Raw genomic sequence first — 26,015 nt, forward strand, 5'->3', positions numbered from 1 at the left:
GGACATCACCACCGCGCCAGCGTTCCGGACGCCACCCTGCACTCAACCGCCACGTACGCACCCACCGTCACCGGACGCTCCCACGCACCCAACTGCAACGCTCATTACCCAACTCAACCTACTTACTCCTCTGTCTGAATCTTCTTCTCTCTCTTCTTATTTCCCCCGCCCCGCCTCCTTCTGAAAATTAACTATGGCTCTCACAGATCACCAAATACACACTGATGGGGGTATTTGGTGATCTGTGAGAGCCCACCCTGTAACCGCAGGTCAGGAGGCGGGGCGGGGTGCAAAATGTGGGTAAAACTCGGGTAGTGATCTCCCGCGTTCTACCCGCGTTTTTCCACGATGCGACTAGTTCTGCCCGCCTTTCGCCGCTCATGCGCTGCGTTCTACCTGTGTTCTGCATGGGTTTTACCCCCGGTTTTCGATTGCTGGCCGGTGGCCAATCCCGGTATCTGGTCCAGGTTTCGATGGCCTGTCGCGTTCGGGAGGGGGTGGGGCGCGTGATTGTGTCGGCGCCGCCCCTCACGCCAAGCACGAATTTCCCCGTCCGGTCCGGTGCTCGTCGCAGCGGTTTCGGAACGGGAAATTCGTGCTCGGCGTGAGCCTCTCGGGCGGCGCCAGCGGGCAGTTGGTGACGGGCAGGCCGGGCCTGCCCGCACTCTCCACACGCCCCACCCCTCCCTCGTGTTAACCGCTGGCGTCCACCATGGCGTGGAACCGCGCGATGATCGCGGCTACGCCGGAATGAGCGGCGGCAGAGCGGCGATGGCAGACCGCAACGAAGTCACGACGGCATCGACACCAGTAATCACGCTGATCGGGAGTCTCCAGAACCCACTGTGCGACAACCGCGCTCACGAATCTGGCACAGATCGTCACATCACCTGGTTGAGTCCCAAAACCGCGGGTGGCGCATCGCCTTACATGGGGTGGGCGGATAAACATTCTGGTCTCGTCGCCAACCACACTCGAACGGCCAGTTTGTTACCGTATGTTCAGTTTCGGCGCAATGCCCCGCGGACGGGGCCAGGGGGTGCGGTTGTGTTAGTCGATCCGGTTGTTCTCCGGTCGTTCGCCAGTTCGGTCGAAGAGGCATCGAAGAGTATCGGCGCGATCGATCTGGCAGGCAAGATCGCTGCGGTCTTCGATGGCCTTACGGGTTCTCAGGCTCAGTGGGCCGCCCACCGCACCGGTGACGTGGTTCGAACGCCGCTGGACAAATTCGCTGCCGATGTTTCGGCTATGGGCACCGCGGTGCAGGGTGCGGCGGGTACCTACGAGGTCACCGATGAGGATCTTGCCACGGGATTCCGCAAGTTGGAGACCGAGGATCCCTGCGCGCGGGGGCGGGGGCTGAAATGAGCAAGCTCGGGAACGAGTTCATTCCGAAGCGATCGGTGTTCGCCACCTGGGATATCAATGGTCTACAGGACAAGGCGAAACAGGTTCTGCAGGCGGGGCAGGACATCGAGTTGGCCGTCCACACCCTGCGCAACAACTGCCTCAACATGCCGGAGATGAAGACCTGGGACGGCGAGGGCCACACTGCCGCTGTGGACATGCTCACCCGCACAGCCAAGAACGCTACCGAGTTCGCCGATATCGCCTACAACAGCGGTACTTTCGGTCATCAAGGTGTCGGGAATGTGGTCGATCTCGCGTTCCATTCGCTGTCCTCGCTGAAGCCCCGTCTGGACGCGATGGTCGAAAACATCGAGAAGGGTCCACTCGAAGTCAGTGACCAATGGGTGGTGCTCCTCAAATCCGGACCCATGGATGATGCGCGCTTTCAGGTGTTGAAGCAGGCACAAACGGCATGGCAGAACCAGCTCAATCCGTTGATCATCGAACTCGGCGTCACCGACGCGGATATACGCAGCAAGTTGGCGTACATCGTCGGTCAGATCAACTCGGATGTCGAGATGGACCCGGAGAAGGTGACTGATGGTGCGGGCTACCTGCAACGCAGCGGCGTACCCGATCCGAGCAGCGAGCTCGGCCGCACAGACCAGCAACAGATACAAAAGGAAGCCGCCGCGACCACGGTCAAGGATGTCCAGGTCACCGGACCTGATGAACACAACACCACGACTACGACACTAACGATGCAGGACGGCAGTCGGCAGGTTATCGAACATACTCCGCTGGGCTGGGACACCACTGTCGCCACTTGGTACGACCCGTCCGGAAAGCTCACTTCCAAAACGACCACCAACAAGGAAACCACCGGCAGCGGAATCATCACCACGACGACCGAGATCCCGGGGCAGATGAAAGTCGAACTCTGGCAGCGTGGCGATCAGACCGGCGGCACTGTCACTGACTTGACCAGCGGCAAGACGTATCCGGTGCCGAAGGACGAGCCGGTTTTCGATCCGAACAGCACTAGCAGTGACTTCTTCACCCACCCATATATGACCTCGCTGGGCGGCGGTCTCAGCGCGCTGGAAACCTACTCCGGCGCTGCGGTGCAGACGCGCAGCGGCATCCCGATGCTCGATGCCGGGCAAGCCGCGAAAGTGAACGTCGGCGCCAAGGTGCTGGGCCCCGGGCTGAGTTTGGCGGTCACTGGATACGACGTGATCAACGCGGGCACCGCCCACGAGAAATGCGTCGCCGGGGTATCCGGACTCGCTGGTACTGCCGGCGGTACCCTCGCCGGGACGGTACTCGGCGAATACGGTCCATTGGCCTCCGCTGGCGGAGCCATGGCTGGTACGTGGGGTTTCGGCTGGCTCGGCACACAGCTTGGAGAGAATGTGGTCTGCAAATGACGAAGAGCGCACAGGCCAGCAGTTACCCGATCCCGTACGAGTGGCAGGTATCACGATGGTTGACCTGCACATTCGCAGTCGCGATATCCGGATTCGGGATATTTCTCTGCGCGCTGTTTGCAGGATCTGTCGCTGACGGGGACTGGCTTAAGTCCTCATTCTATCTTTTCGTAGGATTAGCATTCGCATTGATGGGGATTTTTATCCTCATGTCCGTCAGGTTGGCTGGACTAGCCACCGTCGACGGTGCAATAATTCGATACTCCGACGATGGCACTGTAGTGAGTGCAACATCGTTCCTGGAGATGTGCTACGGCGCGTTTGCCTTCTGTGGAGCTGTCGGTGGGACGGTCTTCGCTCTGGGAATCTGGTCTCACACGCTCGACCTTCCACTCACTGGCGGTCAACGGGTTTTTTTCCCATTCGCTGCGGTAGTCGCTGTGATATTCGCAGTGCGAGATCTGGTGAAATTCTTAATCCAAGCACCGATAGCCCGATTGGAACTCACTTCCGATCGGCTGACCTTCAAACAGACATTCACCGGTCGGATCACGATAGATTGGCGCAACATAGTCGATGTGACTATCGCCACCGGCAAGGGGCGCCGAAAGCGCTGCGATGTCTTGGTCCGCTACAACGCAGACGACGCCGAGATCCGGACCGCCAGCCTCGATGCTCAATGGCCCTCGATCGGCGCCTCGGCAACCTATTGGCTGGTGCGCTTCTACTTCCAGCATCCGGAGTTGCGGGACGAGCTGGCCGACCGTCGGGCAACCGACCGTATTCGCTCATACGGCCTGGTCGGCCCGGATGAGCCGATCGTACGCCGTACCACGGGGTAATCAGCCGTGACCGCTTCCGACGATCCGTATGCCGGGCTTCCACCCGAATATCTCAAGCTTCTGGGCCATCAACCGGTCGTTGGGAACTCGAATCCGGTGAAGGACAAGGGCGACCCGGAAGGGTCGATCGATGGAGTGAGCTACGAGGATTGGCGTGACGAGGAATTCGGCTCGCCCATCGCAGCACCCGAGTGGTGATCAAGCCGACTCGTTCGAGGCGCTTGCTTGCCCGCGCACAGGGCGCTCCTCGGAGCCCTTGCCCTCCCTGTGTAATCTGTCGGACTACTGGACTGGTAGAAAATGGGGCGGAGCCCGTGCCTGGCTGAAACAGGCACGGACTCCGCTTTCCTTCGATATTCAGTTGTTGGTGATGGTCAGCCGAATAAGGTCATCTGATTCTGGTGGGCTCTCCGATCACAGTCGTCCCGGTAGTTCTTGGCTAGCCTCTTCACCTTCGACGGCGACATGTCGTAGTCGTCGGCGATTCTGGCCCAGCTCGCACCCCGGTCGTACTGCTCCTGGATCTCCCGCCCGAACCTGAGTTCCGTGCGGCGGCTCATCAGTTTCTTACTCCTGGCCATCGCAGTCCCCTGAACTCGCGTAGAGGGTTTCCTCGCGCTGGCAATCGCCTTCCCCGATCTCGCACCCTGCCGCTTCGCAGAGCCCGCACAAGGTCAGCGCGTTCACTGTCCCGACCGCGATGTCGAAGCAGTCCCGGCACCCGCAAAACTGGTATTCCGATCGGGTGCTCATATCGCTCGCCCGATCACGGTGTCCCGGGTGGTGGTGGCCGTGGGCCTCCAATCCTCCGGTAGGAACCCGCCGTCGGTGATCCATTCATCGAGTCCCTCAACAACTTCGGTGAGGGCGTACAGGATGCGAGCCACTTCGTTGTGGTCGAAACACACGTGCGGATTCAGGGCATCGGCTTCGCCGATCAGATCCCGGATGCGGGTCAGGGCCGTGTTCGGGTCCATTACCGTCTCCTGGCCGGTGCCGGTTGCGGGCACAGATCATGCTGGGCCGCGAGTGCGTTGAGGTCCCATTGCAGGCACTGCACCTGATCGAGCAGTTCCTTGTTCTGGTCCCGCAACTCATCGCGTTCCTTGATCAGCTCGGCCACCCACACCCCATGGGCTTTCTCGTCCGCGACAGCGGGTGTGCTGTCCTGCACGGGAACCCCGTCCTGGAGTGCTTCGGTGATCGTGATCAACAAGTCCCCGGCCACCTGGCGCGGCAGATCAGCCGAGACCGACCGATACTCACCCGCCAGGGAGTACAGGAACGTGAACCGGAACTTCGCGCCCGGCTCCATCGTGATCAGCAACCGGCTGAACCGTTCGGCCCGCGCGACCAGGACATTGCGCATCGCCATCACAGCACCTCCTCGGTATCGGAAAGTGCCCGAAGCGGTTTCATCGCCTTCGCGTCGGTGATCGCGGCATCGATCAGACCCCGCAGCAACACCGCCTGATCGACGGTCATCGCCATCGAGGCCATGCCCGCACCGTGCTGATGAGCACGCAGTTCCAGGACCACGAGTTCGAGGAACTGGCCGTAGTACACCTCGAACGAGCCACCGACCTGGGACACGATGTGTACCCCGTCATCGACCGCGCCACTGACGTGGTGTCCGAAAAGGTTCCGCATCACGCCACCTCCTCCGGCATCGGCTCGGAATCGTCGTCAGTGACGATCTCCGGGTCGGCGACATCGTTGTCGCTGCTTTCGAATGCGGTGATGGCCGCGGTGAGGTTTTCGCGTAGGACGCGAGCCTCCTGGACCGTCAGATCAGCCAGCACACCGTCATTGGTGTTGACCTTCCAGCGGATTTCGATGTCACCCCGGCAATCCCATGCCGCGAGCAGCTCAACGGTGGCATCGGGCATGCGATGCCAATGACTGTCGAGACTGCCGCGCCCGCCCGTGCGGTCACCGTTAATTGCGGTGCGGGCAGTGGTGCTCAGATAGGCCATGATCAGAGTCCTTCCTGATTGTTCTGGCTATCGAGGGCGTCGAGGATCGCGGCGTCGAACAGGTCGTGCACCGCCATGGCCGCCTCCAGGGGTAGGCCCATGATCAGATCCGGTCCGCGATCTCCATCGGGGTGAATACCGAACACGATGACGTTGAGCTCGGCGTCGTATTCGGTGCTGAACCCCACCCCGACCGAATGGCCGAGATCGGGGTGCGGTTCGTTGTTGCCGCAGTTACCGGTGTATGGATTGCGCATGATCACGCCACCTCTTCCGGATCGCCTTGGAACGAAGCGAACGGGTGATCACTGGCCACGGCCGACTCGTTCGCGTTTCCACCGGGTTTGGCCTGTGCTCGCCCATTGCGGCTACCGCCTTGGGTGGAGCGGCGAACGGGTTTGGCGACGGCGTATTTCAGGGACACTCCGACTTCGTCGGCGACCAACTCGATCACCTGGCGTTTGACGCCCTCGCGGTCGGTGTACTCGCGCTGTGCGAGTTTGCCGACCACGACCACGCGCGCGCCCTTGGACAGGGAATCGGCGATGTTCTCCGCGGCTTCACGGAACATCGTGCACCGCATGAACAGTGCCGCCCCGTCCTTCCACTGGTTGGCCTGCCGGTCGAACACCCGAGGGGTCGACGCGACGGTGAAGTTGACCACCGAATCATTGGTCTTCGGAATGCTTCGAATCACCGGGTCAGCGGTCAGATTGCCGATAACGGTCAGAGTGGTTTCACCGGACATTGTTCTCACTACTCCATTCGATATGGGTTGTGTCCGTTAGAGATTGGTTGTCCGAAACAGATTCGGATCGGTCGCTGAAGCATGAACAGGGTTGAGATATCAGCCGATTCGGCTGTGAGGTTGCGGTCGTGGCGGTGGATTCCTTTCTGATGTTGTTGGTGTAAAACCTTTGGGGCACAACCGGACCGGTCACGCCTCGGCCTCCATCTGCGCGATCCACGCCGCTCGCTGCTCGGCGTTGTCGGCTTCGGGTGCGGGCTGTTCGGGCGCAGGGTGCTCCTGGTCGGGGTGCGTCATCTCCGACTGCTCGGCGTCGGCGTGCGCGGTCGTACCGGGCTCGGCCTGGGTGTGTGCCTGTGCGAAATGGGCCTGTGCGGCCGAATGCTGCTGATCGGCTTGCTGCGTCACACGGGGTTTGGCCTGGCCGTTCGAACCCGCGGTGGCCGTGGCATCGTGCCGGGGTACGAGTTCCTCGATCGCGGCCTCCAGACGCGCGATCCGATTACCGAGTTCACCGAATCGGCGCGCACTCTCACGCTGCCACTGACTGGCCTCGGCACCACCGGACGGCGCGGCCTCGGTCGTGGTCAATTGCTGGCGATGCTGGGCCACCCGGTATTCACTGCCCGCTGCCGCATACCTGGCACGCGCGGCGCCCGCATCCTCAACCTGCTCGAACATGTTGCGAGGCAACGGTTTCGAAGAGTCATGGTCGACCGCATCGAGGGTCTGGACCACCTGCCCGCGTTGTTCGGGGGTCAGGGTGGTGTCGTGGATGGTGTGCTCGATGCTGGCCCGCAACCCCTTCAGGTAGGCGGCGGATTGGGCTTGTTCCTGTGGGCTGGCTCCGGCCGTGGCCCGCGCGGCGGCGGCTTTGGCTTCGCGCTGGTAGTCCTGGGCGCGGGCCTGATACCACTGCCGGGTTGTTTGAGCCTGGTAGTCATAGATTTTCTGGGCGTCGCGGGCCTCGGTGTGCAGTTGGGCGCGCTGCTGGCGGGTCAGTTTCACCGACCCGTCGGCGGTGGCCTTCTGGAGCTGCTGCAACACCTGCAACAGCAGCGCCATCATCTGCGGCCAACTGCGGGCCACCTCATCGGACTCTCGCCCCGAGGTGGGGATGTGGTCACTGCTGAAAATGGCGGATCGTTCTTTGCCGGGCATAGGAATTCAGTCCTTCCTGGGAGGGGATTAAGTGGTGACGGTGTCGTCGCGGTCGCGGGTGGCTCGCCACGCGCGCCAGTGGGCACGAACCGGGCGGGAATGGGCGAACATGAACCGGGACACCGATTGACCTGAGGCCGTGGCGAATTCACATGTCGCGTGGAATGCGGTGGACCAGTCAGGACGGCTCAGACTGATCCAGACGCCGTAACCGATCCAGCCCACCAGCCAAAAGCGCAAAGGGATGGTCGCGGCGGCCGGGGCGCCGGAAGCGGCGGTCAGCCACATCAGCACACTGACGACGATCAGCGTGATTACGGCGGCGCGAGCTCGCAGGAGAATGCGACGGGCGCGGATGGTCCATTTTGGGCGGACGATCTGGGTGGGGTCGATGCCGGAGGACTCCATGAGCGCTTGAAGCTCACCGTCCCAATCGATTTCGCGGCCGTTGCCGTTCATGCGTGCACTCCATTCGTGTCGTGGTTGTGGTGGTGGGTGTCCAGGGCGGCCAACCACTCGGCGGCCAGGGTGTCCGCGCGGTCATCGCCCGAGAGGTCGGTGTCCTCGCCGGTGGACAGGTAGCGGCGGACAGTGCGTTTGCTGACCCCGAGCTCGACCGCGATGCGGCCATGGGTCCAGTTCTGGGCGTGCAACTCCCGTGCCCGCTGGCGGCGGGTATCCGCCCCGATGTCCACCCCTTCGGCGGTCATGTCCGCCTGCACGGCCGGGGTATCCGCCTCTTCGGGGAGGGTGTCCACCTGTGCGGCAATACCTTCGGAGTCATGTCCGGACACCCCGGACACCGTGCCGACCGCGCGGACACCCAGGGGTGCGGCGGGTTCCACCTGAATCGCGAGCGGAACCTCGCGAGCACTCACCGATTTCGGTTCACCTGTGCGCGCCGCCCGCGCGGGAACCGCGCGATCGGGAACGATGCGGTCGCTGTCGGTGCTCATCGACATCAGCGCGAACCCGCACACCACCATCAGCCCGTCTAGGGTGAGTGGTCCGAATTCGGCGGCCGGATGCCCGTATCCCCAGGCCACCAGCACATCTCGCACATGGCTGTAGGAAATGACCGCTGACCCGAACGCCACCGCTCCGGCGCCGCCGTAGCGAGCCGCACCCCACATTCGCCCACCCCGCCACTGCGCCCGGGAGAGCACCTCGACACTGAGCAGCAGGCCGATCGGCCAGACCGCGGCACCGATTTGGGGTGCGATGCCGGGTGTCCACCCGGACGGCATGTGTGCGGCGGGTAGCCAGGTGTGCAGGACATTGGCCGCGATCGAGGTCAGCGAGCCGAACACGAATCCGGTCCAGGAGACCAGGCGTCCGCGTACTGGCGGGGTGATGGTGCTCATCGTGTCCGCCCTTTGTCCTCGGTGCTGTCCGCGTGAATGGTGGTGTCCGCCTTGCTGTCCGGGGTGTCCGGCCGCGTGGCGACCGGGTGTCCGGGGTGGTCACCGGTGCGTGTGTGGTGTCCGCTTTGGCTGGCCACATAAGCGGCGATCGGGCGTAGGTAGTCGGTCATGCCGCTTCACCGCCCTCGTTGCCGTCCAAGCCCAGATCGGCCTGGCGGGCACGTCCGGAGTCCAGATCCCGCACCCTGGCCAGTGGCACGCGGGCCACAGTGTCGGCGGCCCAGCGCTCCGCGTACGGGTCTGTGGGAAGTTCGGTCACCTCGTCCAGGTCGACCGGGACCACGTGTCCCCATTGGGCTTTGAGCGCGTGCACCCACACCACGTCCCCGGTCTTGAATTCCGCGAGCCGGTTCGGGTCGATGAAGAAGGTTTCGCGATTGCCGAGGGTGCCTTCGTCGCCGACTTTGCCGTCCTTCGCGCGGCGGGTGTTCTCGGTGACCGGGCGTGACCCGAATACTTCGCTGACCTTTCCCGCGCCTTCCAAGGCCATCAGTAGTGCACCCGAGGGGCACGATTCGAGGAGGCGGCGGCGCTCGTCCGGGGTTTGCCCGAGCCCGTACTGGTTCTGGGCGGCGAAGAACGCCACCACACCCATACCGAGCAGTCGTTCGGCGATGGTGAATTGGTTGATGCCGCCGGTCTTGTCCGCCACCGCCGACATCTCATCGATGATCAAAATGATCTGCCGGTCATGCTCGCCACACGCGAACTGCGAGATGAGTGTGGTGAGCGCGGCGACCTGGGCGCGGGCGTTCTCCCCGCGGACGGTGCCGGGCACGGTGGCGTAGATGACATCGAAGCTGTTCAGGGGGCGGCCGCCGTCGAAGCCCTCACCGATCGCGGCGAAGATGTTGCGGAACTTGCCCGACACGTCCCCGATCGCTGGCGGCTTGTTCAACTCCAGCGCATCGATCTCGTTGCAGATCGCCTCGTCGTGTGCCCAGCCGACCTCTTTGAGCCAGGTCACCGAAAGCCGTTCCAGGAACTCCTTTTTCGAGCGTGGCGGCCCGCACGGCGCGGTGACCGCGAGCTTGGTCACCCGGATACGGTTCTGCTTGAAATGCTCGGACCCGGCCTCGGTGGACTGCACCGGGTTGATCATCGATTCCAACGTCGCGCACATGTCATCGACGTTCATCGACCACAAATCGAGACGATTGGTGATGGGCCACAACGCGATATGCCTCGGATTCACCCCCAGCCGCGCGGCGATCTTCACCACCTGACGACCGGTCGCGAGACCGGGTTTGCCGCCCTTGCAGTCCACGAAGATCAGCAGCGGACGCTTCTCCCCGGTTCGCACATACCGATGCCAGTACGCCTCGAATAGCCCAGTGCCCAGCCGCACAAGCATGGTGGTCTTGCCTGCCTTTTGCGACTTGCCCAAGATCACCATGTGTCCAAGACCATCGATCGGAAGCTCCAGCTTCGAAGTCCTGCGATCGGTCATCTGGATCAGCGCGCTGGACTGGGTCGCGTCGGTGCGTTCGGACAACGGCCCGAGCACCACGCGGGCTTTGAGCCAGCCGGTCACCAGTGGCGCCCCGTACTTCGCGGCCCGGCGCGCGGCGGCGGCCTTGCCCATCTGCTGACGGCGTTGCAAACGTCGTGTCTTCCACGGTGACCCGATGCCCTCAGTGCCAAGGCGGGACAGGAACCGCGCCCGATAAATTGCCGCACCGCACCAGGCGAAGGGCAAAGCGCCGGCAGTCATCGCCACCAACGCGCCCGAGCCAGGACCGGAGTGGACCAGCACCGTGGTGCCCTGCCACCACAAAACCAGCGGTGCGAACCACGAATTCGCTACCCACATCGCACCCAGTACGAGAATCAGCGATCCGAGTGCATAGTTACGAACCTGCCGGGCCTCCCAACGACGTTTGGCCGCAACCACATTCAGCGCGAGCAGTAGGGCGATCGCAAACACGATGCCTAGCAGGGCAGTACCCACTACCGCGAGTACCTCGCCAACACTGGAGATGTGCAGACTCCAGTTCGGGACGTGCCAGCCACTGGGCAGGGTCGGGTTCTCGAACCGCTCTGGCGACGGTGCCTGCGTCGTTGCAGAGGTCACCGGTCCGGGCGACGGTGGCACTACTTCGGGGATTGGAGTGGTCGAGACCGTCGGCACGGGCGTGGTGGTGGGTCCGCAGTCCTCGGGCGTGATCATCGGAACGCATCCGGACATGATCAGATCACCCCCTTCCTGGTCAAAGTGGTGTCTAGGTCATGGATTTCGAGATTCGCCAGACTCTCCACACCGCGCTTATGAGCCAGGCGCGCCGCGGTGTCCTCGACCGCGCGGAACAAACTCGCACCGCGCACGAAGTACAGAACCCCGGCAAGGCCGTGGCGCTCGGCGGTGTCCAACGCGGCGGTCATCGCCCGCAGCAAGCGGCCGTCACCGAACTTGCGGGACAGCTCGACCTCGATCGCCCACACCCTGTCCGGATCGGTGAAGTCCCGGAACCAGGCGTCATGAATACGGTCGGTCGGCTCGGTGCCGGTCGCTTTGATCCGGCGCCGCAGCAGCCGTTCGCTGGTCCACACCTCCGGGTTGGTATCGAGCCCGGTCAACGCGAGACGCAACTCCGTGATCGCGGTCAAATGTGCGGCCGTCGACGCCTTCGGCAGCCACTCGCCCGGATCGAATTCGAGTTAACCCCAATTGGTTTCACGGTTCAGGAAGAACCACAGCGGCCCATGCGGCACCGTGCCAGGCTCATCGAAATTGCTCGAATGCCGCCACGGACCGGGCGACCCGTAATCCACGCGGGTCACGTGCGCCCGTCCGGCCTTCTTCGATCGGTTCGCGAGCTTGTACGCCGCCCTCGCACCTTTACCCACGAAACTCGCGGCCTTGGCGAGAGAGTCGAACGACAGCGCGTACTGCTGAGCGGTGAGCTCTTCGAGCCGGGTCTCCCACGGCTGCAACCGAATTTCACTCCTGGGGCCGCCACCTCACGCGGGCAATCCGACGGCCACAACGCCACATTCGCGGTACCGGGAGCCGGGCAAACGACCACCGTGGTCGGCAACGCGGAGCGACTACCGAACAGCAGCACCCCGAGATACACGCCCACCGCGAACACGAACGCCAGCAGAAACAGGCCCGCGAGCATGGGCGCCGACATGGGCACAGCCGTCCGGCCGCGCGCATCACTTACGAAGTAGTCATTCATCGCCGACCACCCCGCCGACGACGCTGGAACGGAGATGCCAAACTCCAGATCAGGCCAGCACCACCGAAGATCAGCAGGGTGGTTAGCAGGAGCCCGGCGAGCGGAGGAGCGAGAATCGACAGGACAGCTACAGCGCCGAATATGAAGATGAGAGCTCGAATCATGCTGCATCACCGCCGTTGTGCTGATTGCGGAAGTTACGGCGACGCCTTGCCTGCGCCGATTTTCGGCTAAGTCGCAGGTAGTGCTCTTTCCGCGCGTGCTCGGCGCGAACTGCTCTTTCCTCCGGGCTGAGCAGCCCATCGGGGCCTACTGTTCGCTCGAACTTGTCGAGTAATGCCTTGCGCGCGTTGGCGGTTCGCGCCGCGCGGTCTTCGGTCTGTGCCCACGATGCGTGTGCTGCAATCCTCGCTTGCAACACACGATCGCCGTTGTTCTGAGTCACGCCCATCGCCTCCGATCAGTTCTTTTGTTGATCTCCGAGCGAGCTGTGTACTCGCTTGTGTCACAAGGGAACTCGATGAGGCATGGACGACATCATTCGTGAAAGGGACTTTTTAGGACGTCCTTGTGGAGTAAAATCGTCCCTAGAAATCCTCTATGGGGGTGAGGCAATGCCGAACGACCGCCTACTTGAATCGTTGCTGCTCAACGGCTTTAGTCCAGCCACCGCAGCAGAGTCGATTGGTGTGGACGCAAAAACCGTGGAGCGGTGGATCAGTAAGGGGCGAACGCCGTTTCCGAAGCATCGCCGCGCACTGGCCGCTCTCGTCCATGAGGCGGAAACTTATCTGTGGCCTGACGCGATCGATCCCGAACGACGCACCGAGATCGCCGAAGCCGAAGTGATCAAGATCTTCCCTCATCGGAGCCTGATTCCGGCGGATCTGTGGTCCCGTCTTCTGCGGGACAGTTCCGAGCGCATAGACATTCTGGTGCTTGCCGGACTATTCCTTGCCGAAGAGCCTACGTTCGCGAAGACCATCAAAACCAAAGTCAATCAGGGGCTTTCAGTGCGAATGCTTTTCGGTGATCCACTCGCGGATGAAGCAGTGAAGCGAAGTTCTGAGGAGAAGCTCGCGGTTGGCACAGTCCCGGCCCGAATCAAGAACGCACTTGCGCTTGTTGAACCCCTGACCAGTATCGAGGGCGTTGAGATCAGGTTTCATGGCACCACCCTGTACAACTCGATCTTTCGATTCGATGATGAAATGATCGTGAATATGCACGTCTTCGGACAGCCCGGGGCCTACGCACCGGCAATGCACCTGCGTCGATTGCCCACGGGCGACCTGTTCGAGACGTATTTGAGTAGTTTCGAACACGTCTGGTCCATCTCCGACACCGCCGACTTCTCGAGGATCAGGGTATGAGCCGCACCGACTTCTACCAGGACCCGAATGCTCCGAAGGCGAACAGCCTCAAGGTCGCCGTCAGTGCTGTAGTCCGCAACGACCACGGGCAGATCTTGATGATCCTGCGCACGGACAACAACAAATGTTCAATCCCCGGTGGTGGCATGGAAGTTGGGGAAACTCCTGCTCAAGCGGTCGTTCGCGAGGTCAAGGAAGAAACCGGAATCGATATTGCGGTGACGGGTTTGGTTGGTGTCTTCTCCAACCCGGAGCACGTGATTGCCTACGAGGATGGCGAAGTCCGCCAGGAGTTCTCCATCTGCTTCACGGCGACGCCGGTCGGTGGTGATCTGCAAACGAGTTCGGAGTCGAAGGAAGTCGGCTGGATCGATCCGGAAGGTCTCGTCAACCTCGACATTCATCCGTCGATCTGGCTCCGCATCGAGCGTGGGCTCGAGGGCGTGCCAGAGCCGTATTACACGTGAAGCCGATCAGCGAGTAGCTTCTCCGTCCGCCTGCCAGCTGCCAGCAGCTCTGCCGAAGCCTCGGTCACCGAACGTGCCACCACATGGTCAGGCCCGTAGCGCTCCAAAACTTCTTCGATCCGGTCGCAGACGTCGGTGATCTCACCAGCTGGTGTTGTAGTCATGTCGGCCCACCACAAGGCATCTCGGACGGCCGAATGGTCGTCTGCCCACCGAATTTTCAGACCTCGGTGCCGGGCTTCAACGCAAGCGCACGAGTGATGCGCCACCAGAGCGATCAACCTCTCGGGCGCGCCCTGCTCTGCCAGAAATTCCGCGCCGTCTACCGGGTGAAATCCAGTTCGAGCCAAATGAGGCGCATATCCGACATCGTGTAACCATGCCGCGGCTACGAGCAAGTCCGGATCATCCACTACGCCACTGGCATGCTCGGCCCGGCGGGCTACTCCCTGAGTGTGCTTCCATCGGCGTGGAAGGGTTTCGAGCTGCTCCCGCGCCGTATCGAACGCCCATCGTCGCAAATCAGAAGTCACGCTCACACGGTAGTGGTGAACCGGCAGCCTCGACCACCCCTCACAAGGGCGGCAGCTGGTCGTTGTCCTCTGGCCAATGATCTTTGAGCACACTGGCCGCTGTTCGTTGCCTACGATGTGTCGCCTACGTCGGCGCTCCTCCAGGTGCCGAACCACGATCCTCCGACAGGACAGCGAGACCAAGTTCGCTCCTTGCTGCGGCTACGAATATGTCCTGCGCAGCCCAGAGCTCTTTGAACAACTCGGAAGGTATTTCGCTTGCGCCAGATGCCCCTCGTGCCGCAGCAACTTGACGGGCGGCCGTAAGTACTCGGAGGCCCGCGCTCGCTGTCTCCTCCGACTCGTAGGTAAGCCTTGCTGCGGAATTTTTCAAGGTGGATGAGTCCAGCGGGTGTTAAGCGGCTGTCGTGTCGGTCTCCTGGGTGGTGTCTTGGGTTGGTCGGTTGATCCAGGCGGTGTCGGGTAGGTCGAGGATCTTCGGTGTCGTTGTGGTGCCGAAGCGGTGTGGGTGCCGCGCGCGGGCCTGGGCGAGCACGGCTGCCCGTTCGGCGGCCTTGTCGGTGGCCAGCCCGTAGTGGACGTCGGCGGGGGTGTGTAGGCCGATGCCGGTGTGGCGGTGTTCGTGGTTGTACCAGTCGGCGAAGGAATCCATGAATCCTCTTGCGGTGGTGAGTGATCCGAAGCGTTCGGGGAACTCCGGCCCGTATTTCAGGGTCTTGAACAGTGCTTCGGAGTAGGGGTTGTCATTGGACACCCGCGGTCGTGAATGCGAGCGGGTGACCTCGAGATCGGCCAGTAGAGCGGCGACGGTTTTGCTGGTCATCGAGGTGCCCCGATCGGCGTGCACGACCTGCGGGATCCCGTGGACTCCGAAGATCTCCTTCATCAATTCTGTTGCCAGAACACCGGATTCATGATTGTGGACATGGACCCCGACGATATAGCGGGAGTAGATGTCGATCATCACGTAGGCATCGAAATATTGTCCCTTGACCGGGCCCGCGAGCTTGGTGATGTCCCACGAATACACCTGCCTCGGTGCGGTGGCGACCAACTCCGGACACACCTTGCTCGGATGGCGCGCCAACCTTCGACGCTCCTTGACCTGCTTGTTTTCCCGCAACACCCGATACATCGTGGACACCGAACACAGGTAGGTGCCCTCGTCCAGGAGCTGAGCGAAGACCTGCAACGGCGCCAGATCGACGAACCCGGGACTGCCCAGCACCTCCAAGATCTTGCGGCGCTCGAACTCGGAGAGCTTGTTCACCGGATCCGAAACCGGTTGCCGAAAAACCGAACTCGGTCCCGCGGCCGCGTTGCGGCGGCGGATCGCGGTGGAACGCACCAGCCCGGTCAACACCGCCGCACGCCGAGTTCCGGCTCCGACCTCGGTCAACGACGTGTACGCGGTGGTCAGCGCTGTCTGCGCTTCTCTTGCGAATCCGCTCTCTCGGAGAGAGATTCCAAGAGAGCGTGTGCTTTTCCCATGATGTCCAGGGCGGCCTCGGTGGTAACGAGGCGTTTGTTCGCACGCGCCAATTCCGCTGTCAGGCGAGCGATTTCGGCTTGCTCGGCGGTGAGTTTGCCGACCTTCTCGCCCGGCTTCTTCCCGGACAGGACTCCCGCGTCGCGTTGCTTGCGCCACTCGCTGATCTGCGAGGAATACAGCCCTTCTCGCCGCAGATACCCGCCACCGTCGCCGTGTTCGATCGCCTGCTCGTAGGCCTGCAGATACGCCAACTTGTCCGCCGCGCTGAACGCACGCCGCCGCTTCGGCTCGTCACCACGCGGCCCTCGAGAACCCATCCGCCCATTGTGGCCTTCGGCCACCGTGGTGCTTGTCCTGGTCATGAAATATCGATCCGTCTCTCGCCCTGCATCTACCCGATTGGCTCCGAGCCGGTGGACTCACCTCACCCTGACACGCAGGGCTGAGACCCATGCGGCCTCGAGTCGTTCCTTGTACGGGCGTCCAAGCTCATCGAAGAACGGCATGAGTTCGTCGGCGGCCCACGGGTGCGGGACTGCTGTGATCCGAGCCGCTGGGTCTACGGCGAAAGCAACATACTGCCGATATGCGGCTACAAACTCGTTGTAGGTTCGAAGGCGGATATCCCGCCATTCACGCTGATGGTCACGATGCCACTGCCGGTCTTGATTCCTGATGGTCAACCATCCGCCGAGTAGGACACCCGACAGAACAGCTAGCGCCGATATCGCGTTGCCTGCGACGCTCATTGGCCCTCCCCGCGCCTTCACTGCCGAGGTGAATCATATTTCACCCCAATTGCTTTGAGAGTACGCATCGCCCGAACCACTTCGGATGAGCCAACGTGTGCGGGGACGCTGAGGGTGAGTCGGGACCTTTCACAACTTGTCGCCAAGTCGCGCGCGTCGGTGCGCGGCCTTCGCTCGTTCATCTGCGACGGATTTGCCGTAGCGGTCGAGCATCTGGCGGGAGCGCCAGCCTGCGAGCATCATGAGGTCTTGCTCCTGGCCGCCGTTGGCTAGCCAGGTGTGGGCGAACCAGTGGCGGAACTGGTGGGGGTGGATGTGGTCGATTCCGGCTGCTGTGGTGCGGCGTTCGAGCATTTGACGGAGGCCGTGGTCAGTCATGCGGCCTTGTCGTCCGAGCCAGAGGGCTGTTTCGTCGTTCTTGGCTTTCGGGTGTTTGGCGCGGGCTCGTAGATATTTGCGGAGCGCGACTCTGGTTTTATCTCCGAACGGGGCTGTCCGCGGCCTGCGTCCCTTGCCGATGACCATGGCGGTGTTCTCAGCGAAGTCGAGGTCGGGGATGTCTAATCCGGCGAGTTCTCCTGCACGACAGCCGGTATCGGTGAACATCCGGATGATGGCGGTGTCACGTAGCGCCTCGAAGTCAGTACCCGCGCACTCGGCAAGCAGGGCGCGGAGCGCTTCATCAGGCGGAACTGCCGTCAGGTTTTCGGGAGCGTCCGGCAGCGTCATCTTGTCGAAGGGGTCGCTAGCTATGATCCCCTCTGCCGCAAGGTATTTGAAGAACTGTTGCAGGGCACGGTAGTTGCTTCGTGCGTACTCGGGGGAGAGCGGCTTGCCTGAGCGCTTGTTCGGTCGCGTCAGTAGCGACTCGATGAAACTGCCGACATGGTCACGGGTGACCTCCGGTGCGAGAGTCGGCAGTTCGTTCTCGATGAGGTAGTCGACGAAGTAGCCGATGCGCATCAGATAGCCGTCGATGGTGATCTTGCTCCGGTTCCGGCGGCGCAGCTCGGTCGCGAAGTCATCCTTGAGTTCTCGAAGATCATCCAGGTCGAGCGCGCCCATACGACTGAATCTTACGCCCGAATACATAGCTCTACGTGCTGTGTACTGGTTCGTCTCTACGAGTCTGCATCAAGTACTTGCAGCTCAGACGCTATAAGTGGGGCGGGCGGGGCTCGAACCCGCGACCAATGGATTATGAGTCCACGGCTCTAACCGACTGAGCTACCGCCCCGGGCCGCAGGTTGAAGCTGCGGGCCTCGCGATGCTACCTCGACCCTGTGGGGGATGCCTAGTTGGGGGCTACGGTGTCGTAAGTTTGGTGGGAAATCCCCCGGCGACAGACGAGCCGGGGGAGAGGTTTGACCGAATTTGCCTCGGGGAGACCGGGTTCCGTTACTGAGCGTAGTGGGTGGCGATCTTGTTGAGTTCGAGCTGGTAGTAGAGGATTCCTAGGCCGAAGACGAAGTTCAGGAGGAAGGCGACTACCGGGTTGCAGGCGCCCTCGAGGCCGGCGGGCTCTTGGGATTGTTTGATGCGATTGCCGGTGCGCCAGAAGCTGATGATGGCGGCGATGCCCGTCCAGGACAGGAAGACCATGACCAGCAACGGGCCCGCGACGGGGGCTTCGGGGTCGCGGCGGAGTTCGGCCATCTCCTTGTGGATCTTGTAGTACCAGACGACGACGTAGATGCCGAGGGTGATCAGGGGTCAGACGAGCCAGGCCAGGACGGGGTTGCGGGGTTGGATGGGGTGGCCGCCTGGGTGGGGATCATGGTGAATCCTGTTGGGGTCGAGGGGAATTCGGGTCCCGGGTTGCCGGGGTGAGGCGACCGTATCGGTGGCTTCGTGATCAGATCGTGAACCGCCTAGGCTGGCGTTAACCACTCGGCTGGAGGAATCATGGCGAATCTGTTCGTGAACGTGCTCCGTGGACATCAGTTCATCTATGAGAAGAGCGGCGGGCTGGTCGGGCATCGGCTGCTGTTCGGGAATCCGACGCTGCTGTTGCGGACGGTCGGACGGAAGACAGGGCAGCCGCGGACCTCGGCGCTGACCTACGCCAAGGATGGCAAGGATTATCTGGTGACCGCGTCCAACGGCGGGTCCTCGCGGCCGCCGGGGTGGCTGGCGAATGTGAAGGCCAAGCCGGACTGCGAGATTCAGGTCGGGACCACCAAGATTCAGGTCACCGCGCGAGCCACCTATCCGGACGATCCGGAGTACGCCCGCAGGTTCGCGTTGGTCGACAAGATCAATGGCGGTCGATATGCGCAGTATCAGGAGAAGACCTCGCGCAAGATCGCCGTGGTCGTGCTCAGCCCCAGGTAGAGTCGGGTGAGCCGCGCCGAGATGAGCACCGTCACGGCGCGGCGAGTTGGACAGCTGAGCTAAGGGTCGGCTATTATCTGCGGCGAGGGGAGTACTTCCCAAGAATCATTCCGGTCAGTACGGATCGCGCCATCGTGATCCCCGGGTGGTTGCCCAAGGCTGTGTGGTTCGAACCGCACGGGTGAAGGAGACCTCAGGCGGTTTTTCCTGCCCGAGGAGGTCCCCGAATGAGTCCTGATCTAACTTTCCTGGCGAGTCCCGCCGCTATCGAATCCGTTGGTACGCCCTGGTTGTGGGCTGGAACCATCGGCGTTGTGCTGGCGCTGCTGATTCTCGACTTCGCCATTACGCGCCGCCCGCACGAGGTCTCCATGCGTGAGGCGCTGGGCTGGACGATCTTCTACATCGCGCTGCCGGTCGCCTTCGGCATCTTCCTGTGGACGCGAAACGGCACGAACACCGGCATGGAATTCTTCACCGGATATTTGCTGGAGAAGTCCCTCTCGGTCGATAACCTCTTCGTCTTCATGTTGCTGCTCTCCGCGTTCGCGGTCCCGGCGGCTTTGGCTCAGCGTGTACTGCTCTACGGCATCGCCGGGGCGCTCGTGCTGCGCGGCATCTTCATCGCACTCGGCGCGGCCGCCTTGGCCACCCTCGACTGGGCCTTCCTGCTCTTCGGTCTGATCCTGCTGATCACCGCAGTGAAACTGCTGGCCGACGCCGCCGGCGGACATGAGCAGGACGTCGATGTGTCGTCCATGAAGTCGGTCAAACTGCTGCGCCGCTTCATGCCGGTCACCGATGACTACCGCGGCACCAAGATGACTGTCATGGAGGCCGGACGCCGCGCCCTCACCCCGCTGGCTCTGGTGGTGGCCGCCGTGATGGCGACCGACCTGGTCTTCGCCGTCGACTCCGTGCCCGCCGTCTACGGCGTCACCGGTGACCCGTTCCTGGTGTTCGCCACCAACGCCTTCGCGCTACTCGGTTTGCGCGCACTGTATTTCGTGCTGCACGCCGCGCTCTCGCGACTGGTGCACCTGGCGTACGGCCTGGCCGCCATCCTCGCCTTCATCGGCGTGAAGCTGGTGCTGCACTGGGCGCACGGCGTGTGGAGCGGTGTACCGACCATCCCGACGGCCGCTTCGCTCGTGGTGATCGTGGTGGTGCTGGCGACGGTGACCGTCACCAGCCTGCGCGCCACCCGCGGCCAGGATCAGACCGAGATCGAACCGGCCAATTGAGCTGAGCCGCCGGGCGCCAGCACTGCCCGGCGGTTACCGCCGCCACCCCTGATCCCCAAAAACCGAGGCCATGTGCGCGCACAGCCTTCCGACGTACCGTGAATCATGATGCTGCAACGTTTCCGGCCGATCGGTGTCGACAGGATCAACCGCGTGGTCGACGAATTGGTGCTTCCCGAGGCCGTGTACAAGACCTGTCCCTGGCAGCCTCGTGAACTGGTGGAAACCGGTCTGCGGCAATGGCTTCGCTGCTGCGGCGCGGCCATGCGGGACGGGCAGGTGATCGGTATGCCGTCCTTCGCGGTGGATGAGGCCTGGCACGGACTCATTCTGTGCACCATGCGATATCAGCGCTTCTGTAATGCCGCGTACGGCCGCTTCCTGCACCACTTCCCATCCGGTGAGGGCTCGGGCGACCCGAACGATCCGATGGTGGATCAGCTCGGCCGCACCGTGGTCGCCTGGGCGATGGTGGCGCGGCCGGGTGAGGAATGCGTGCTCTGGGACCTGGATACGGTTGTGGGAGTGGATGATCCGTGGGGCATCTCCCGGGACCGGGTCGACCTCATCGAAACGGCGCTGCGGGCCGAAGCCTGAAACCCGCAGCGCCGTAATCGGAGTGGTCGGTGTCAGCTGCCGCCTCCGCCGCCGCAACCCCCTCCGCCACCACCGCAGCCCCCGCCGCAGCCCCCGCCGCCGCAGCCGCCATGGCCGTGCCCACCCCCGCCGCAGCCACTACCGCCGTCGTAGTAGCTCGAGCTCGAGCCGCCACTGAGGCCGTGGCGGTAGCTCGACCGCCGATTGCGCGGTCGCCGCGTCTCGATCTCCGCGTTACGACCCACCCGGACCATCGCCCACGTCGCCCCGATCAGCGCCATGAAAATTACCAAAGCTATTAGCCTCGGCCGATCACGCTAATTGCTGGTGAGGTCCCCCAGGAATGGCGAAAGGTGCTCTGACCCGCGATAATTCATCTTGCGAAGGAAGAATTGATCGAGGTTTTGGAGCACCTTTCTGGTGAAGCAGTCTATCTCGCCGTATCCACGGTTGCGCACCGACGCCCAAGGATCGGGCATCGTGACCCAGGCCGGGGCGGTCCTATTGCTCAGGACCGCGGAGAAACTGGGTTTGACCAGCGAAATATCAGCGGCGTTCGCGCCGTGGCGCAAGTCGATGGCCACCCATGACCCCGGAAAGATCCTCCTCGACCTGGCGGTCGCGGTGGCGATCGGTGGTGACTGCGTCGCGGATCTTTCGATACTGCGCGCCGAGCCCGGGGTGTTCGGGCCGGTCGCCTCGGGGCCGACGGTGTCGCGGTTGATCACCCTATTGGCCGGGGATGCACCGAAAGCGTTGTCCGCCATCGATTCCGCGCGCGCCCGAGCCCGGGCCACCGCGTGGTCGCTGGCCGGTGAGCGCGCCCCCGACCACGACATCGACGCTGATCGTCCACTGGTCATCGACCTCGATGCCACGCTGGTGACCGCGCACAGTGACAAAGAACACGCCGCCCCAACATTCAAGCGGGGCTACGGTTTTCACCCGCTGTGCGCGTTCATCGACCACGGTTCCGACGGCACCGGTGAGCCCGCCGCGATGTTGCTGCGGCCCGGTAACGCCGGGGCGAACACCGCCGCCGATCACAAGAAGGTCCTGGCCGCAGCGCTGGGCCAGTTGCCGTGGGCCCCGGGATATCGAGTGGGCCGGAAAGTGTTGGTGCGCACCGATGCCGGTGGCGGCACCCATGAATTCGTGGGCTACTGCCATGCGCGGCGGTTGCAGTACTCGGTCGGATTCGGTCTCACCGAATCGGTCGTCGCCGCCATGGACGCCTACCTCCCGAACTCCGCGTGGACCCCGGCCTACGACGCCGAGGGACAGGTGCGGCCCGGGGCGTGGGTCGCCGAGATCACCGGGATCATCGGGTTGTCCGGGTGGCCACCGGGCATGCGGGTGATCGTCCGCAAGGAAAAACCGCACCCGGGTGCGCAACTGCGGTTCACCGATCTGGACGGGCTGCGGTTGACCGCCTTCGCCACCAACACCACCCGCGGCCAGCTCCCGGACCTCGAATTGCGCCACCGCCGCCGCGCCCGCTGCGAGGACCGCATCAGAAACGCGAAAGACACTGGGCTGCGCAACCTTCCGTTCCACGACTTCGCCGCCAACCGGATCTGGTGCGCCATCGTCGAACTCGCCCTGGATTTGACCGCGTGGCTGCAACTGCTGGCACTGCACGAGCATCCCGCACGCCGGTGGGAACCGAAAACCCTTCGGCTACGGCTGTTCTCCACGGCCGGGCGCCTCGCTCGCCACGCCCGACGCACACGGTTACATCTGGCCCGACACGCACCCTGGACGTCCCTGCTCACCACCGCCCACGACCGCCTCGCAGCCACCTGAACAGCATCGACCCACACCATCAACCCTGAAAGGACCAGTCTCCGGGCCCGTGGAGCCCGACAGCCAGCCCGCTGCGCGGGCAGGCTGCCCTGCCCCACAACCGGAAACTACAATCGAAACACCAATCCGAAACCGATCAGGCCGGCACATCAGCCACACGAAAGATCGAGGTTAGAGCGCCCATTGCGAGCCACATCCTCCCCAGCGTGAATCGTTGTAGCTGAAAGCTACTGCGATGCCGAGGCATTCGGCAGACCCGGAAATTCGGGTAATAGATATGGGTGTGGAAACCTGTGGAACTGGGTACCGGCAATTCGGAGAGTGATACGAAAACGCCCCTCGCGGATATCCGCGAGGGGCGCATGCTTATTTCGTGTTACGTGAGCTTCACGCGTGCCGCGAAGAACCGCGCCACGGCCGGGGCGAACCGGTTGAAGCGGTACTGCAGCCACGCCTCGGGCGTCACCGGAACCACGTCCCGGTCCTGCTCAACCGACTTGAGAATCTGCGCGGCGACCTTCTCCGGCCCGTACCGGCGCGTCGCGTACAGCTTGTCGAAGCGCTGCTGCTTGGCAGCCTCTTCCTCCGCCGAGACGCCGGAGAACCGGGTATTGGCAACAATATTGGTGTGCACAATTCCGGGGCAGATGGTATGCACGCCAATTCCCTTGCCGGACAGCTCGGCCCGCAGACAATCGGAGAACATGAATACCGCCGACTTACTCGTCGAATACGCCGAGAAACCACGTTGCGGCGTATAGGCCGCCATCGAAGACAGATTCACGATATGTCCGCCGAGCCCACGATCGGCCATGGCCTTGCCGAAAGCACGGCAGCCGTTTATCACGCCGTAGAGATTGATATTGAGCACGCGATCGAACTCCGCCGCGGGCGTGTCGAAGAAGTCGCCCGCCTGCCCGATACCGGCGTTGTTGATCAGGATGTCCGGCACACCGTGCGCGGCGATCACGGTCGCGGCATGCTCGGTGACGGCCGCCGCGGAGGAGACGTCCAGCTGATACGCGTGCGCCGTACCTCCTTCGCGCGCAATGAGTTCGGCGGTCTCCTTGGCGGAGTCGAGATTGATGTCCGAGAGCACCACCTCCGCGCCCTGCCGGGCGAAGGCCAGCGCGGTCTCGCGCCCGATACCGCTGCCGCCGCCGGTGATGACCAGCAGCTGATCCTCGAAACTCCGCTGCTCCCTGCCGACTTCGGCCCGCCGCAGCGCCCGCGAGGTCTCCCCGGTGCGCAGCGAATCGATGAGCTCGACGGTGGAGGTCGCGAGCAGCTCCGGATGCGAGAACGGCAGCCAGTGCCCGCCGCCGACCTCGCGCCGGTACAGGTTCGGCGCCCACTCCCGAGTATCGGCGTACGGTGCGGGCCGCACCGCCACATCGCGCCGGGCGATGATCAACTGCACCGGCACTTCGGTGCGGCGCTCGCGCGGACCCGTCACGCGCTGCAGGATATTCGCGCGGTAGATCCGCATACCGTCGAAGAAGTCGCGGCGGAACTCCGGCCCGAATTTGATGTTCTCGGGCGAGGTGTCGTTCATCAGCCCGACGAACCGCGACCACACCTTCTCGGTGCCGAGCGGGCGCAGCAGCACCCGCGGCAGCACCGGCGTCATGAACAGTCCGGTGTAGGTCGATGACAGCAGCTGGGTGAACGGCCCCCACAGTTTGCCGCGCGCGACATTCTTCTGCATCCAGGTGCCCATATGGTCCAGGTTCGGACCCGAGACCGAGGTGAAAGACGCTATGCGCGAAGCGGCTTGGGGCTCGCACACCGCCTCCCACATCTCCACCGAACCCCAGTCGTGCGCCAGCACGTGCACGGGGGCGTCCGGGCTCACCGCATCCGCGACCGCGAAGAAGTCGGCGGCGAAATGCTCCAGCCGGTAGTCCTCGGTGCGATCGGTGCGGGTGGAACGACCGTGCCCGCGGGTGTCGTAGGTGACGACGTGGAACCGGTCGGCCAGCAGCGGCACCACGCGATCCCACAGATGATTGTCATCGGGCCAGCCGTGCACCAGCACAATGGTCTCCGCCGACGGCTCACCGTATTCGTATACGGCGATATCGAATTCGCCACTGCGGACGATCCGCTCGGAGGCGGGAATGATGGTCTCGGTCACGATCTTCTCCATGAGGCTAGAGGTATGGAGCCGGAGGGGCAGTCAGAGGTCCAGCACCAAACGGTCGCCGGTACAACGGGATACGCAGATGAGCATTTCGCCCGCTGTGCGCTCGGAATCGGTGAGTACGGTGTCACGGTGCTCGACCGCGCCGGCGAGCGTGCTCACCTTGCAGGTGCGGCAGAACCCCTGACGACACGAATACGGGCTGTCCGGGCGGACTTTCAGCACTTCCTCCAGTACCGACTTGTCCGCGGGCACATCGATGATCTCGCCGGTGCGGGCCAGCTCCACCTGGAAGGCGGTGCCGTTCACCACCGGCGGCGGGGAGAAGCGCTCGGAGTACATCTCGACGCCAGGCATCTCACGCACCGCATCGGCGATCGCCTGGGTCATGACGACCGGTCCGCAGCAGTAGATCGAGGTGTCGGTACCGACCCCGGTCAGTAGATCGGCGGCGGTGGGCAGGCCGTGCTCGTCATCGGTGCGCACGGTGACCCGCGATCCGAACGACTCCACCTCCGCCAGAAAGGGAATGGCGTCGCGGCTGCGGCCGACATAGGTCATGGTCCAGTCCACGCCGAGTCGATGCGCCATCCGCACCATCGGCAGGATCGGCGTGATCCCGATGCCACCCGCCACGAAATGCACTCGGGCAGCGGAGGATCCATAACCGGGGAGCACGAACGGGAAGGCGTTGCGCGGCCCGCGCACCGTCACCGGCGTGCCCACGGTGAGCGTCTCGTGTACTTCGAGCGAGCCACCGCCACCATTCGGTATGCGGCGCACCGCGATTCGATACGCGTGCCGATCGGCCGGATCGCCGCACAGCGAGTACTGGCGTACCCGCCCCGACGGCAACTCCAGATCCAGATGGGCGCCGGGCCGCCATACTGGCAGGGCCCGCCCGTCCGGTGCGGTGAACATCAGGCTGATCACATCGGTGTCGTGCGCCTCCACCCGGCGCTCGACCAGCACCAGCGGAATCCGCCGATCGTCGACCGGTGCGGGCGGCTGCTTCCGGTTTACGAAAGTGGTCCAGCGCAAACGGGATTCGGCTATCAGATCCAGTACCCGGGTCGCCCGGTCCGAGCGCGCCTTCCCGTACAGGTCCAGCGGTGGCTCGGCGGGGACGGGCCGAATGACGTTCATCTCGGGTTCGGTCCGAAC

General features: G+C 63.3%; 31 protein-coding genes and 1 tRNA gene. 10 read left to right on the forward strand and 22 right to left on the reverse strand.

The window, feature by feature from the left end:
- Window positions 1–717 precede the first annotated feature (717 nt).
- The 4 genes from OHB26_RS20990 (at window position 718) to OHB26_RS21005 (ending at window position 3,820) form a co-directional block, all read left to right on the forward strand.
- Window positions 718–1,368, forward strand: a complete 651-nt coding sequence (locus tag OHB26_RS20990) for a WXG100 family type VII secretion target (RefSeq protein WP_330178979.1) — start codon at window positions 718–720, stop codon at window positions 1,366–1,368.
- Window positions 1,365–2,780, forward strand: coding sequence for a hypothetical protein (locus OHB26_RS20995; RefSeq protein ID WP_330178980.1), 1,416 nt, complete (start codon window positions 1,365–1,367; stop codon window positions 2,778–2,780). Before OHB26_RS20990 ends, OHB26_RS20995 begins: the two co-directional genes overlap by 4 nt.
- 578 nt (window positions 2,781–3,358) lie before the next feature.
- On the forward strand, window positions 3,359–3,622 hold the full coding sequence (locus tag OHB26_RS21000) for a hypothetical protein (protein WP_330178981.1): 264 nt from the start codon (window positions 3,359–3,361) through the stop codon (window positions 3,620–3,622).
- A gap of 6 nt (window positions 3,623–3,628) precedes the next feature.
- Window positions 3,629–3,820 carry a hypothetical protein gene (locus OHB26_RS21005; RefSeq protein ID WP_330178982.1) on the forward strand — a complete coding sequence of 64 codons (192 nt, stop codon included), beginning with the start codon at window positions 3,629–3,631 and terminating at the stop codon, window positions 3,818–3,820.
- Window positions 3,821–3,996: 176 nt separating this feature from the next.
- On the opposite strand, the gene OHB26_RS21010 is transcribed toward OHB26_RS21005, so the two are convergent.
- The 15 genes from OHB26_RS21010 to OHB26_RS21080 form a co-directional block, all read right to left on the reverse strand.
- Window positions 3,997–4,203, reverse strand: coding sequence for a hypothetical protein (locus OHB26_RS21010; protein ID WP_330178983.1), 207 nt, complete (start codon window positions 4,201–4,203; stop codon window positions 3,997–3,999).
- A gap of 168 nt (window positions 4,204–4,371) precedes the next feature.
- Complete coding sequence (locus tag OHB26_RS21015; RefSeq protein ID WP_330178984.1) at window positions 4,372–4,599, reverse strand: hypothetical protein; 228 nt, start codon at window positions 4,597–4,599, stop codon at window positions 4,372–4,374.
- Entirely contained in the window at window positions 4,599–4,997 is a 399-nt protein-coding gene (locus OHB26_RS21020; protein WP_330178985.1) for a hypothetical protein, read from the reverse strand. Before OHB26_RS21020 ends, OHB26_RS21015 begins: the two co-directional genes overlap by 1 nt.
- Window positions 4,997–5,272 (reverse strand): hypothetical protein, encoded by a 276-nt coding sequence (locus OHB26_RS21025; protein ID WP_330178986.1) that lies wholly within the window; start codon window positions 5,270–5,272, stop codon window positions 4,997–4,999. Before OHB26_RS21025 ends, OHB26_RS21020 begins: the two co-directional genes overlap by 1 nt.
- Window positions 5,272–5,598 carry a hypothetical protein gene (locus OHB26_RS21030; protein WP_330178987.1) on the reverse strand — a complete coding sequence of 109 codons (327 nt, stop codon included), beginning with the start codon at window positions 5,596–5,598 and terminating at the stop codon, window positions 5,272–5,274. Before OHB26_RS21030 ends, OHB26_RS21025 begins: the two co-directional genes overlap by 1 nt.
- Window positions 5,599–5,600: 2 nt before the next feature.
- Window positions 5,601–5,855, reverse strand: a complete 255-nt coding sequence (locus OHB26_RS21035; protein ID WP_330178988.1) for a hypothetical protein — start codon at window positions 5,853–5,855, stop codon at window positions 5,601–5,603.
- 2 nt (window positions 5,856–5,857) lie between these two features.
- Window positions 5,858–6,346: a single-stranded DNA-binding protein gene (gene ssb / locus OHB26_RS21040; RefSeq protein WP_330178989.1), complete on the reverse strand. Its 489-nt coding sequence runs from the start codon at window positions 6,344–6,346 to the stop codon at window positions 5,858–5,860.
- A 189-nt stretch (window positions 6,347–6,535) separates the two neighbouring features.
- Complete coding sequence (locus OHB26_RS21045) at window positions 6,536–7,507, reverse strand: hypothetical protein (protein ID WP_330178990.1); 972 nt, start codon at window positions 7,505–7,507, stop codon at window positions 6,536–6,538.
- Window positions 7,508–7,534: 27 nt separating this feature from the next.
- Complete coding sequence (locus tag OHB26_RS21050) at window positions 7,535–7,966, reverse strand: hypothetical protein (RefSeq protein WP_330178991.1); 432 nt, start codon at window positions 7,964–7,966, stop codon at window positions 7,535–7,537.
- Window positions 7,963–8,871, reverse strand: a complete 909-nt coding sequence (locus tag OHB26_RS21055; protein ID WP_330178992.1) for a terminase gpP N-terminus-related DNA-binding protein — start codon at window positions 8,869–8,871, stop codon at window positions 7,963–7,965. The genes OHB26_RS21050 and OHB26_RS21055 overlap by 4 nt, the downstream gene beginning before the upstream one ends.
- Window positions 8,868–9,041 carry a hypothetical protein gene (locus tag OHB26_RS21060; RefSeq protein WP_330178993.1) on the reverse strand — a complete coding sequence of 58 codons (174 nt, stop codon included), beginning with the start codon at window positions 9,039–9,041 and terminating at the stop codon, window positions 8,868–8,870. The genes OHB26_RS21055 and OHB26_RS21060 overlap by 4 nt, the downstream gene beginning before the upstream one ends.
- Entirely contained in the window at window positions 9,038–10,858 is a 1,821-nt protein-coding gene (locus OHB26_RS21065) for a hypothetical protein (protein ID WP_330178994.1), read from the reverse strand. The genes OHB26_RS21060 and OHB26_RS21065 overlap by 4 nt, the downstream gene beginning before the upstream one ends.
- A gap of 263 nt (window positions 10,859–11,121) precedes the next feature.
- Window positions 11,122–11,538: a hypothetical protein gene (locus OHB26_RS21070; RefSeq protein ID WP_330178995.1), complete on the reverse strand. Its 417-nt coding sequence runs from the start codon at window positions 11,536–11,538 to the stop codon at window positions 11,122–11,124.
- Window positions 11,539–11,589: 51 nt separating this feature from the next.
- Window positions 11,590–11,865: a hypothetical protein gene (locus OHB26_RS21075; RefSeq protein ID WP_330178996.1), complete on the reverse strand. Its 276-nt coding sequence runs from the start codon at window positions 11,863–11,865 to the stop codon at window positions 11,590–11,592.
- A gap of 408 nt (window positions 11,866–12,273) precedes the next feature.
- Window positions 12,274–12,558 (reverse strand): hypothetical protein, encoded by a 285-nt coding sequence (locus OHB26_RS21080; RefSeq protein ID WP_330178997.1) that lies wholly within the window; start codon window positions 12,556–12,558, stop codon window positions 12,274–12,276.
- Window positions 12,559–12,640: 82 nt separating this feature from the next.
- Between OHB26_RS21080 and OHB26_RS21085 the strand changes: the two genes are divergently transcribed.
- Window positions 12,641–13,486, forward strand: coding sequence for an XRE family transcriptional regulator (locus OHB26_RS21085; RefSeq protein ID WP_330178998.1), 846 nt, complete (start codon window positions 12,641–12,643; stop codon window positions 13,484–13,486).
- Window positions 13,483–13,953, forward strand: a complete 471-nt coding sequence (locus OHB26_RS21090; protein WP_330178999.1) for an NUDIX hydrolase — start codon at window positions 13,483–13,485, stop codon at window positions 13,951–13,953. The genes OHB26_RS21085 and OHB26_RS21090 overlap by 4 nt, the downstream gene beginning before the upstream one ends.
- Here OHB26_RS21090 and OHB26_RS21095 read toward each other — a convergent pair.
- The 5 genes from OHB26_RS21095 to OHB26_RS21115 all read right to left on the reverse strand — a co-directional run bounded on the left by OHB26_RS21095 (window position 13,944) and on the right by OHB26_RS21115 (window position 18,437).
- Complete coding sequence (locus OHB26_RS21095; RefSeq protein WP_330179000.1) at window positions 13,944–14,486, reverse strand: HD domain-containing protein; 543 nt, start codon at window positions 14,484–14,486, stop codon at window positions 13,944–13,946. The genes OHB26_RS21090 and OHB26_RS21095 overlap by 10 nt on opposite strands.
- 394 nt (window positions 14,487–14,880) lie before the next feature.
- A protein-coding gene (locus OHB26_RS21100) for an IS3 family transposase (RefSeq protein WP_330185432.1) occupies window positions 14,881–16,295 on the reverse strand; the annotation gives its coding sequence in 2 pieces (ribosomal slippage) (window positions 14,881–15,923 and window positions 15,923–16,295; 1,416 coding nt in all).
- 561 nt (window positions 16,296–16,856) lie between these two features.
- Window positions 16,857–17,792, reverse strand: coding sequence for a tyrosine-type recombinase/integrase (locus tag OHB26_RS21105; RefSeq protein WP_330179001.1), 936 nt, complete (start codon window positions 17,790–17,792; stop codon window positions 16,857–16,859).
- 98 nt (window positions 17,793–17,890) lie between these two features.
- Window positions 17,891–17,964: transfer RNA gene (locus tag OHB26_RS21110), tRNA-Ile, on the reverse strand.
- Window positions 17,965–18,125: 161 nt separating this feature from the next.
- Complete coding sequence (locus tag OHB26_RS21115; RefSeq protein ID WP_330185726.1) at window positions 18,126–18,437, reverse strand: DUF4234 domain-containing protein; 312 nt, start codon at window positions 18,435–18,437, stop codon at window positions 18,126–18,128.
- Window positions 18,438–18,632: 195 nt separating this feature from the next.
- Between OHB26_RS21115 and OHB26_RS21120 the strand changes: the two genes are divergently transcribed.
- The 4 genes from OHB26_RS21120 to OHB26_RS21135 all read left to right on the forward strand — a co-directional run bounded on the left by OHB26_RS21120 (window position 18,633) and on the right by OHB26_RS21135 (window position 22,708).
- Window positions 18,633–19,061 carry a nitroreductase family deazaflavin-dependent oxidoreductase gene (locus OHB26_RS21120; RefSeq protein WP_330179002.1) on the forward strand — a complete coding sequence of 143 codons (429 nt, stop codon included), beginning with the start codon at window positions 18,633–18,635 and terminating at the stop codon, window positions 19,059–19,061.
- Between the two features lie 227 nt (window positions 19,062–19,288).
- On the forward strand, window positions 19,289–20,305 hold the full coding sequence (locus OHB26_RS21125; RefSeq protein ID WP_330179003.1) for a TerC/Alx family metal homeostasis membrane protein: 1,017 nt from the start codon (window positions 19,289–19,291) through the stop codon (window positions 20,303–20,305).
- Between the two features lie 105 nt (window positions 20,306–20,410).
- Window positions 20,411–20,902 carry a hypothetical protein gene (locus OHB26_RS21130; protein WP_330179004.1) on the forward strand — a complete coding sequence of 164 codons (492 nt, stop codon included), beginning with the start codon at window positions 20,411–20,413 and terminating at the stop codon, window positions 20,900–20,902.
- A 420-nt stretch (window positions 20,903–21,322) separates the two neighbouring features.
- On the forward strand, window positions 21,323–22,708 hold the full coding sequence (locus OHB26_RS21135) for an IS1380 family transposase (RefSeq protein WP_330179005.1): 1,386 nt from the start codon (window positions 21,323–21,325) through the stop codon (window positions 22,706–22,708).
- A 376-nt stretch (window positions 22,709–23,084) separates the two neighbouring features.
- On the opposite strand, the gene OHB26_RS21140 is transcribed toward OHB26_RS21135, so the two are convergent.
- Window positions 23,085–24,845, reverse strand: coding sequence for an SDR family oxidoreductase (locus OHB26_RS21140; protein ID WP_442942692.1), 1,761 nt, complete (start codon window positions 24,843–24,845; stop codon window positions 23,085–23,087).
- Window positions 24,846–24,887: 42 nt separating this feature from the next.
- Window positions 24,888–25,997 (reverse strand): PDR/VanB family oxidoreductase, encoded by a 1,110-nt coding sequence (locus OHB26_RS21145; protein ID WP_330185727.1) that lies wholly within the window; start codon window positions 25,995–25,997, stop codon window positions 24,888–24,890.
- Window positions 25,998–26,015 lie beyond the last annotated feature (18 nt).

The sequence above is a fragment of the Nocardia sp. NBC_01503 genome (genome assembly GCF_036327755.1).
Classification (GTDB): domain Bacteria; phylum Actinomycetota; class Actinomycetes; order Mycobacteriales; family Mycobacteriaceae; genus Nocardia.

What these genes read in the sequence shown, in the direction of transcription:
- OHB26_RS21145 (WP_330185727.1), bottom strand. Translation starts at nt 25,997, where the DNA reads ATGAACGTCATTCGGCCCGTCCCCGCCGAGCCACCGCTGGACCTGTAC.
- OHB26_RS21060 (WP_330178993.1), bottom strand. Translation starts at nt 9,041, where the DNA reads ATGACCGACTACCTACGCCCGATCGCCGCTTATGTGGCCAGCCAAAGC.
- OHB26_RS21020 (WP_330178985.1), bottom strand. Translation starts at nt 4,997, where the DNA reads ATGGCGATGCGCAATGTCCTGGTCGCGCGGGCCGAACGGTTCAGCCGG.
- ssb (WP_330178989.1), bottom strand. Translation starts at nt 6,346, where the DNA reads ATGTCCGGTGAAACCACTCTGACCGTTATCGGCAATCTGACCGCTGAC.
- OHB26_RS21055 (WP_330178992.1), bottom strand. Translation starts at nt 8,871, where the DNA reads ATGAGCACCATCACCCCGCCAGTACGCGGACGCCTGGTCTCCTGGACC.
- OHB26_RS21010 (WP_330178983.1), bottom strand. Translation starts at nt 4,203, where the DNA reads ATGGCCAGGAGTAAGAAACTGATGAGCCGCCGCACGGAACTCAGGTTC.
- OHB26_RS21120 (WP_330179002.1), top strand. Translation starts at nt 18,633, where the DNA reads ATGGCGAATCTGTTCGTGAACGTGCTCCGTGGACATCAGTTCATCTAT.
- OHB26_RS21130 (WP_330179004.1), top strand. Translation starts at nt 20,411, where the DNA reads ATGATGCTGCAACGTTTCCGGCCGATCGGTGTCGACAGGATCAACCGC.
- OHB26_RS20995 (WP_330178980.1), top strand. Translation starts at nt 1,365, where the DNA reads ATGAGCAAGCTCGGGAACGAGTTCATTCCGAAGCGATCGGTGTTCGCC.
- OHB26_RS21045 (WP_330178990.1), bottom strand. Translation starts at nt 7,507, where the DNA reads ATGCCCGGCAAAGAACGATCCGCCATTTTCAGCAGTGACCACATCCCC.
- OHB26_RS21050 (WP_330178991.1), bottom strand. Translation starts at nt 7,966, where the DNA reads ATGAACGGCAACGGCCGCGAAATCGATTGGGACGGTGAGCTTCAAGCG.
- OHB26_RS21085 (WP_330178998.1), top strand. Translation starts at nt 12,641, where the DNA reads ATGGACGACATCATTCGTGAAAGGGACTTTTTAGGACGTCCTTGTGGA.
- OHB26_RS21035 (WP_330178988.1), bottom strand. Translation starts at nt 5,855, where the DNA reads ATGCGCAATCCATACACCGGTAACTGCGGCAACAACGAACCGCACCCC.
- OHB26_RS21105 (WP_330179001.1), bottom strand. Translation starts at nt 17,792, where the DNA reads ATGGGCGCGCTCGACCTGGATGATCTTCGAGAACTCAAGGATGACTTC.
- OHB26_RS21125 (WP_330179003.1), top strand. Translation starts at nt 19,289, where the DNA reads ATGAGTCCTGATCTAACTTTCCTGGCGAGTCCCGCCGCTATCGAATCC.
- OHB26_RS21030 (WP_330178987.1), bottom strand. Translation starts at nt 5,598, where the DNA reads ATGGCCTATCTGAGCACCACTGCCCGCACCGCAATTAACGGTGACCGC.
- OHB26_RS21025 (WP_330178986.1), bottom strand. Translation starts at nt 5,272, where the DNA reads ATGCGGAACCTTTTCGGACACCACGTCAGTGGCGCGGTCGATGACGGG.
- OHB26_RS21090 (WP_330178999.1), top strand. Translation starts at nt 13,483, where the DNA reads ATGAGCCGCACCGACTTCTACCAGGACCCGAATGCTCCGAAGGCGAAC.
- OHB26_RS21015 (WP_330178984.1), bottom strand. Translation starts at nt 4,599, where the DNA reads ATGGACCCGAACACGGCCCTGACCCGCATCCGGGATCTGATCGGCGAA.